11 protein-coding genes and 3 tRNA genes are annotated in these 6262 nt (G+C 69.3%); all 14 read right to left on the reverse strand.

The genetic code is table 11. The features are described 5' to 3' along the window. Positions 1-221: 221 nt before the first annotated feature. Positions 222-1067, reverse strand: a complete 846-nt coding sequence (locus tag BN12_RS04600; RefSeq protein WP_048550458.1) for a tyrosine-type recombinase/integrase — start codon at positions 1065-1067, stop codon at positions 222-224. 32 nt (positions 1068-1099) lie between these two features. After that, positions 1100-1891 (reverse strand): tyrosine-type recombinase/integrase, encoded by a 792-nt coding sequence (locus BN12_RS04605; protein WP_235432534.1) that lies wholly within the window; start codon positions 1889-1891, stop codon positions 1100-1102. 84 nt (positions 1892-1975) lie between these two features. Then, positions 1976-2275 carry a helix-turn-helix domain-containing protein gene (locus tag BN12_RS04610; RefSeq protein WP_157635347.1) on the reverse strand — a complete coding sequence of 100 codons (300 nt, stop codon included), beginning with the start codon at positions 2273-2275 and terminating at the stop codon, positions 1976-1978. After that, a complete protein-coding gene (locus tag BN12_RS04615) occupies positions 2272-2508 on the reverse strand; it encodes a MerR family transcriptional regulator (RefSeq protein WP_048550462.1) in 237 nt (78 codons plus the stop codon). The genes BN12_RS04610 and BN12_RS04615 overlap by 4 nt, the downstream gene beginning before the upstream one ends. Further along, positions 2505-2708 carry a helix-turn-helix domain-containing protein gene (locus BN12_RS04620; protein ID WP_048550464.1) on the reverse strand — a complete coding sequence of 68 codons (204 nt, stop codon included), beginning with the start codon at positions 2706-2708 and terminating at the stop codon, positions 2505-2507. The genes BN12_RS04615 and BN12_RS04620 overlap by 4 nt, the downstream gene beginning before the upstream one ends. Continuing rightward, complete coding sequence (locus tag BN12_RS04625) at positions 2705-3127, reverse strand: helix-turn-helix domain-containing protein (protein WP_048550466.1); 423 nt, start codon at positions 3125-3127, stop codon at positions 2705-2707. Before BN12_RS04625 ends, BN12_RS04620 begins: the two co-directional genes overlap by 4 nt. Beyond that, the gene (locus BN12_RS04630) at positions 3124-3504 is read right to left on the reverse strand and encodes a hypothetical protein (protein WP_048550468.1); all 381 of its coding nucleotides are present in this window, start codon (positions 3502-3504) and stop codon (positions 3124-3126) included. The genes BN12_RS04625 and BN12_RS04630 overlap by 4 nt, the downstream gene beginning before the upstream one ends. A gap of 140 nt (positions 3505-3644) precedes the next feature. Beyond that, a complete protein-coding gene (locus BN12_RS04635; RefSeq protein WP_048550470.1) occupies positions 3645-3896 on the reverse strand; it encodes a hypothetical protein in 252 nt (83 codons plus the stop codon). 594 nt (positions 3897-4490) lie between these two features. After that, complete coding sequence (locus tag BN12_RS04640; RefSeq protein WP_048550472.1) at positions 4491-4709, reverse strand: hypothetical protein; 219 nt, start codon at positions 4707-4709, stop codon at positions 4491-4493. After that, positions 4706-5233, reverse strand: a complete 528-nt coding sequence (locus tag BN12_RS04645) for a helix-turn-helix domain-containing protein (RefSeq protein ID WP_048550474.1) — start codon at positions 5231-5233, stop codon at positions 4706-4708. The genes BN12_RS04640 and BN12_RS04645 overlap by 4 nt, the downstream gene beginning before the upstream one ends. Beyond that, the gene (locus BN12_RS04650; RefSeq protein ID WP_048550476.1) at positions 5230-5598 is read right to left on the reverse strand and encodes a hypothetical protein; all 369 of its coding nucleotides are present in this window, start codon (positions 5596-5598) and stop codon (positions 5230-5232) included. Before BN12_RS04650 ends, BN12_RS04645 begins: the two co-directional genes overlap by 4 nt. A gap of 123 nt (positions 5599-5721) precedes the next feature. Beyond that, positions 5722-5796: transfer RNA gene (locus BN12_RS04655), tRNA-Val, on the reverse strand. A gap of 40 nt (positions 5797-5836) precedes the next feature. Further along, positions 5837-5907 (reverse strand) — tRNA-Cys (locus tag BN12_RS04660). A gap of 20 nt (positions 5908-5927) precedes the next feature. Further along, positions 5928-6000: transfer RNA gene (locus BN12_RS04665), tRNA-Gly, on the reverse strand. Positions 6001-6262: the final 262 nt, after the last annotated feature.

Below are 6262 nucleotides of genomic sequence, written 5' to 3' on the forward strand. Positions count from 1 at the left end.
GTCTGCGGTCTATGTTTCGGGGTCGTCGCCTACATGCTCATCACTAAGGAGGGTGCGAACCCACTCCTCCTAGTGCCGTCCGTCGTCGCCGTGGTGCTCGGCGGTACGCACCTCGTTAAGCACCAGGCTCCACCGCGTTAAGTCACGGATTGACTCGGCTAATCACGCCGGGGCCGCGACGCTGCTCGATCTATAAGAGGGGCCTGGCGGTCTGTGGGCTGTCAGATGCTCGTGACTGCGTGCTGGACGTCCTCGTCGGCGACGAGGGTGTAGATGGTTGTGGTGCGGATGTCGGCGTGTCTCATGGCGCGCTGGGTGACGCGGAGGTTGCCGCCGGACTTGGCGAGGACTTGGGTGCCGTAGAAGTGTCGGCAGGCGTGTGGCGTGCCGGGGATCCCGGCCCGGTCGAGGGCCCGGGTGATGGCCTGTCCGACGCTGACGCGGTGGACGTGGGGCAGCTTGGCGCCGAGCGGGGAGGGGAACCACCAGCCGCGCTGGGGCATGGTGGCGGCGAGCTCGGCGACTTTCGGGTGCACGGGCAGGGTCGCGTCCAAGCCACCTTTGCCCTGGACGCGCAGCACGTCCCCGTGGAAGTCCTCGCCGCGCACCTTGGCGATCTCGTGGACCCGTAGACCCTCGTAGCAGGCGAGCAGGACGTAGGCGCGGGTCTGGGCGGCCCGGGACGACGAGCAGGCGTCGAGGAGGCGGTCGACCTCCTGGCGGCTGAGGGGCCGTGGGTGGGCTCGGGGGATCCTGTTCTGCGGGAGTCCGGCCGCGGGGTCGTCTTCGCGTCGGCCGGAGGCGTGCATCCATGCGTAGAAGGCCCGGACCTGGGCCCGGTAGGTGGCCCTGCTCGACTTGGTGACCGGCTTCCCGGTCCGGTGGTCGGTGAGCCCGGCGAGCCATTCCACGAGGTCGTCGTGGGTGGCCGTGAGCGGGTCCACGTCCTGTGCGAGGCGTCGGAGCGTGTACTCCCGGGAGGTGATGGTCCGGGCAGAGTGGCCCGCTGCGAGGCTGTGCAGCCGCCATCCCCGGAGGGCTTCGTTGATGTCGCGCGGAGGGGTCACGGTGGTCCCGTCTGTTGGGCTTCGGGGTTGTCTTATCGGGCCGCGGCCATCATGGCGGCCCGGATCGTGTCGTCAGGCGCCAGGACGTATCCGGCGGTCGTCTCCGGCCGTGAGTGGCCGAGAAGTTCCTGCACGGCCCGCAGGTCGCGCGTCCCCGCGTACGCCATCGTCGCGGCCCGGTGACGCAGCGAATGGGTGCACGCCTCTCCGCCCAGCGCGGCCGTCACGATCTTCGCCAGATGATGTGGCGTCAGATGCCCACCCCTGGCTGACGGGGACGGGAATAGCCATCCTGGGCCGTGCTCGGTGATCTCCTCGGCGAGATCCTCGGGAAGCGGGACGTCACGGGCGTGACCGCCCTTTCCGACGACTCTGAGGCTGGGTCCTGAAGGCGTCTGGGCGATGTCATCGCCGCGGACCTTGCAGATCTCTCCCCGTCGGAGCCCGCACTGGCCGGCCAGCCGGATCGCCAGCCGCGCCCGCGCGTCATCGGTGGCGAGCGCCTCGCGATAGACGTCCTCTGGGGTCGGCTTCGGCCTGGCCCGGGGGACGCGGATCACCGGCAGCTCCAGCGCGGGCGATCGAGGGATCCGCTCGGTGTGGGCGAGCCAGCCGTAGAAGTTGCGTAGCGCGCTGCGGGCGGCCTTGCGGGTGTTCGGGGACCAGTTCTGGGCCGCTAGCCACGCCAGCAGGTCGGACGTGGTGAGGGTGCGCAGTTCACGGTTGGGGAAGTGACGGATCAGCCGCACGACGTAGTACCTCCGCAGACCGATCGTCGTCGTCGGCGTCCCCGATGCCTGCAGCCACGTCACCCACTCCCTCATGTCCTCCACCGCCTGAGCGTGCCCCTGGACCGGCTTCGCGTCTGGTCCGGGGGTCCACTCGAGTGTGCCGCCACGCGCCATGCGTCAGTCCACCAGTAGCCCGGGTCGAACACCGAGTGCCTCAGCGATGCGGACGATGTCGCTGGCGCTGAAGTCCGCTGCCCCGGACAGCCGCCTCCACAGGTTGCCCTCGGAGGTCAGCAGCTCGGTCGCCAAGTGCTCGACCGTCACGCCACGGACCGTCATCACCTCATGCACCTTTGCTCCGATCCGGCGACGGACCCGGATCCGCTCATGGTCGGCCTTGTCGGCAGCCCGCAGCAGCGCGAACCCGTCGATGCGGGCCTGGTTGGCATTGAGACGCGCCATGCCGTCTGCGGTCATCGCGAGCCCCGGCGGACGCGGCCCCACGGATCTGGAGGCTGTTCGGCGGGTTGCCTGGGCGTCTGTTCCAGCAGGTGCAGGATCTGGCTGACGTGTTCGTCGGTGAACCGGACGGTCCTGCCGATCCTCAGGTGGGGCCACTCCCCCTTTGCGGCCCGCTCCATCACATAGCCGCGGGACTTCCCAAGCATGCCGGCGACCGCGTCGGGCGTGTGGAGATCCTCCAGGGTCATGGCGCTCGCCTCCGACGCCGACGGATGGGCGCCCGATTCTCGCGGGACTCCTCGTAGGCGGCGAGGTCATCAGAGGTCACCATCCAGCGGCGAGCGACCTTCACGGCCCGTAGATCGCCGGACCGGACGATGCGTCGCACGGACTGCGGGTGGCACTGCCACCGGGCCGCGACGTCCTCGATGAAGTAGCGCTCGATCATGACGCGCTCCTCCCGGTGCCGGAGGGGTTGCCCGCCTGCCTTTCGGCGCGGGCGATCATTTCCATGAGGCTCAGGCCGAGCGCTCCCGAGACGGCTTCAGCCTCGGCGAGCGTGAAGTCTCGCGATCCCGACAGTCGTCGCGAGAACCCGCTGGGGGACATGCCGACACCAGCGGCGATAGGCCCCCGTCGCAGTCCCTGGCGAACGATCTCAGCACGAACCTCGGCCGCGAACTTGGTTCCGAGAGGGCTTGACTGGTCATTGCCGTCCACGATGTCCAGGAGCCCCTCCGCGTCCTTGATCGGGATGCTGTAGACCCAGGGGTGAAAGGCCAGGTGGCCGTCGTCACCGACGAAGAGGCCAGGGTCGAAGACGAAGGACCGCGAGTCCGATCCGGCGTCGACCCCGCCCTCGCTCATCGTGTCACCCCCGCGGTGCCTGTCTCCGCCTGCTCGATGCCGGCGCGGACCGTCTGGAGGGCACGGATGGCCTCGTCGATGACCTCGCGCTCAGAGGTGACGCCCGCGTCGTGAAGGCGCCAGTCATGGTTGGTGTAGACCTCATGAATGCCGTTTTCGACATCCACAAGGACGACGACCTGACCTGCCGATTCGTTGGCCACTCCGGGGATGCGGACACGCCGGAATCCCTCCGTGATGACCCAGTTCAGGTCGGGCTCGGTCGCCCAGACGGTGGTCGCGCCCGGGTCCGAGTGGATCCACAGCTTGTGAGCCTCAACGCGGACTTGCGGTTTGCCGTGTGGCTGACTGCCCTTGCGGGCATGATTCTTGCTCATGATCGTTCTCCTTCGTGAGAGGTGAATCGGTCTAGGCCTCGGCCCGGTGCTCCAACACCGGCCGGGGCTGTCGTCTTGTCGTCTTGTTGTATCGCTGGCCGCTGACAGCCGACCAGCGATCTTCTCCCTTCCCGCCTTCGCTACCGTTCCGTGGCGCCGGCCCGGACCCAGCGAAGAAGTTCGTCGTACTCGATGACCGGCTTCGTCGAGGTCTTCCCGTCGACGGAGACGTACCGCGGGATGAGGTCACCGGCCCGGACTGCTCGCCGGATCACGTCCGCCGAGTACCCGGTCGCGGCCGACGCTCCGTTGTAGTCAAGGGAGATGGGCTGCATGAGCACCGTGCACCGGTCGACCACGAGCGTCTCGATAGCCCTGCCGTTCGGAGTCATGCCCCGGCTCCTTTGCCGTTGGTGAACTGGATGGGTGGATCGTGTCGGTGAGGTCTGACAGGGGGTCAGCAGGGTGCCGAGGCCCTCGACGCTTGGATGGGAAGGGTGGGGCGTCTCGCGCCCACCCTCAGGCCAGGGGTACACGACAACGCGTACCCCTGCGCTTCGGCCGGCTGAGGGCTCCGAAGACGTTGGATGGGCTCGACGCCGACGTGAGGGGTATCCACAGTGTGGAGACCCTTGCGAACCTTCGCTGAGAGCGAGGGTTCGCACGAGGTGGGCCCGGCTCGATGTCGCGGTCGATGCGTCGGCCGCGGGCTGTCGGTCACGCGGCGTCCGTCCGCGGCCGGGAGGACGACCTCAGCACTGCTGAGGTCACCGGGGACGGGACAGAAGGATCTGCAGAGTGCGCGGACTGTCGGGCTGCGGGTACGCACTCAGCGCGTACCCCTGGGTGCCCTGGAGCCTCGCTCAGGTGCCGGACGTTGGTCGGCCCCTGAGCGTCCCGCAGCCGCACCACACGACCCACGAGCAGCGCGATGCCCAGCCCGAGCGCCAGCCAGACGAGCAGACCCGCGAGGACCCACACGCCGATCACGAGGCCACCTCCGCCCGGCACTCGACGGGGAGGCCGACGGACGCTTTCCAGTCGTCTTCGGCGTCCGCGGCGCGCTGCGCGTAGCGCCGCACGTCCTCCTCGGTGGCGTCACCGCGAACCCACTCGATGGCAACGCTGGCGAGGACGGTCGCGGTCGTCAACATCCGCTCGTGCAGGGCGGGGTCGTACGGGGGATCGACCGGCCGCGCGCTCATGACGCGCCCGCGCCCACGCCGAGCGACCTGACGACGGCCTCGGACTGGCGGGTGACCCGCAGCGGAGGCGAGGACCGCCGGACGGTGCGCACGAGGACGACGACCCCGTCAGCGAGCCACTGGTCGACCTGCTCGTCGGTGATCGGCGGCCGGTCCAGCGACGTGTCGCCCCACTGCCCGTCCTTGGACCGGCCGTAGACGGGCCCGCCGGAGGCGAACCGCATCCGCTGGTAGTGGCGAGGCAGCGACGCCACACCGTGCTCACGAGCCGTCGCCGCCAGACCGTCGAGCCGCTTGAAGCTGCAGGCGATCTGGACGAGGTTCATGAGCGGGACGCCGAGCGCGTCGGCGAGGTCCTCCAACTGGTCAGCGTTCAGCTTCCCGCCGTCGCGCATCAGCCGGCGCAGGGTGAACGTCGACATGTCGGCCCGCCCGGCCACCTGCCGACGCGTCAGACCAGACACCTCGAGCGCCTCGGAGATCGCACGGCCGAAGCCGAGACGGTCGGGCGTGTTGGGGCTCATCTGGCCACCTCCGAGGCCTCGGACTCCTCGGCTGCGTGCTCCCGCCACGGGTGACCGCTGGCGAGCACCAGGAGTGCCTCGACGAGTGGTCGGCCCGTGCTGGCCACCTCGGCGTGGCGGTCCTTGCCGAGCGTGTCGATGAACGAGGCGACCTGGCCATCGTCGAACGCGGACGCGACCTCAGGCAAGTCGCTGACCAGCAGGCGGTCCTCGCGCAGCGGCCGGACGTCGTCGCAGATCCGCGACGCGAGGTCACCCAGGAACAGGCCGAGGCTGGACAGCCGGCACGCCATCTCGACGCGCGGGCAGTGAACCCAGCAGTCGACCTCCTGGCGGATCTTTCGGATGAGTGCGGTGGTGGTCATGTGCTGGCCTTCCCTGTCGAAACGGGTGCCAGAGACCGATCGGGATAGCACGTGCGTAGCACGCGACCCGACGACGAAGGGCCCCTGACCTGGCGTCTCCGCTGGTCAGGGGCCTTGCCGTGCTGGTGGGCGATACTGGGTTTGAACCAGTGACCTCTTCCGTGTCAAGGAAGCGCGCTACCACTGCGCCAATCGCCCGAGCCCTGTGGGCCGCAGCCTTCCGGCCGAGGCTCTCCAGAGGTGGAGACGGGATTTGAACCCGTGTACGCGGCTTTGCAGGCCGCTGCCTCGCCTCTCGGCCACTCCACCGTGAAGGCGGTTGCCCTCCGAGCGGATGACCGGCCTCGAACCGGCGACCTCAACCTTGGCAAGGTTGCGCTCTACCAACTGAGCTACATCCGCACTCACCACCGCCCGGTCCCCCGGTAGGCGTGCGGTGAGACATTAACCGATCCTCCGCGCCATCACCAAACCAGCCCCCTCGTCAGCGTCGGGCAGGCCCTCCGGCGACGTCGGGCTCCGTGGCGGCCACGGCCGGGGAGGCGGCGACGGCCGCCGAGACGCCCATCGAGCCGCTCGCCGGACCACCCCCGGATCCGACGGGGCCGTCGGATCCCATGGAGGCCCCCGAGCCCCCGGAGGCCCCCGAGCCGCTGGAGCCCTC

Source organism: Nostocoides japonicum T1-X7, from assembly GCF_001046855.1.
Classification (GTDB): Bacteria; Actinomycetota; Actinomycetes; order Actinomycetales; family Dermatophilaceae; genus Nostocoides; species Nostocoides japonicum.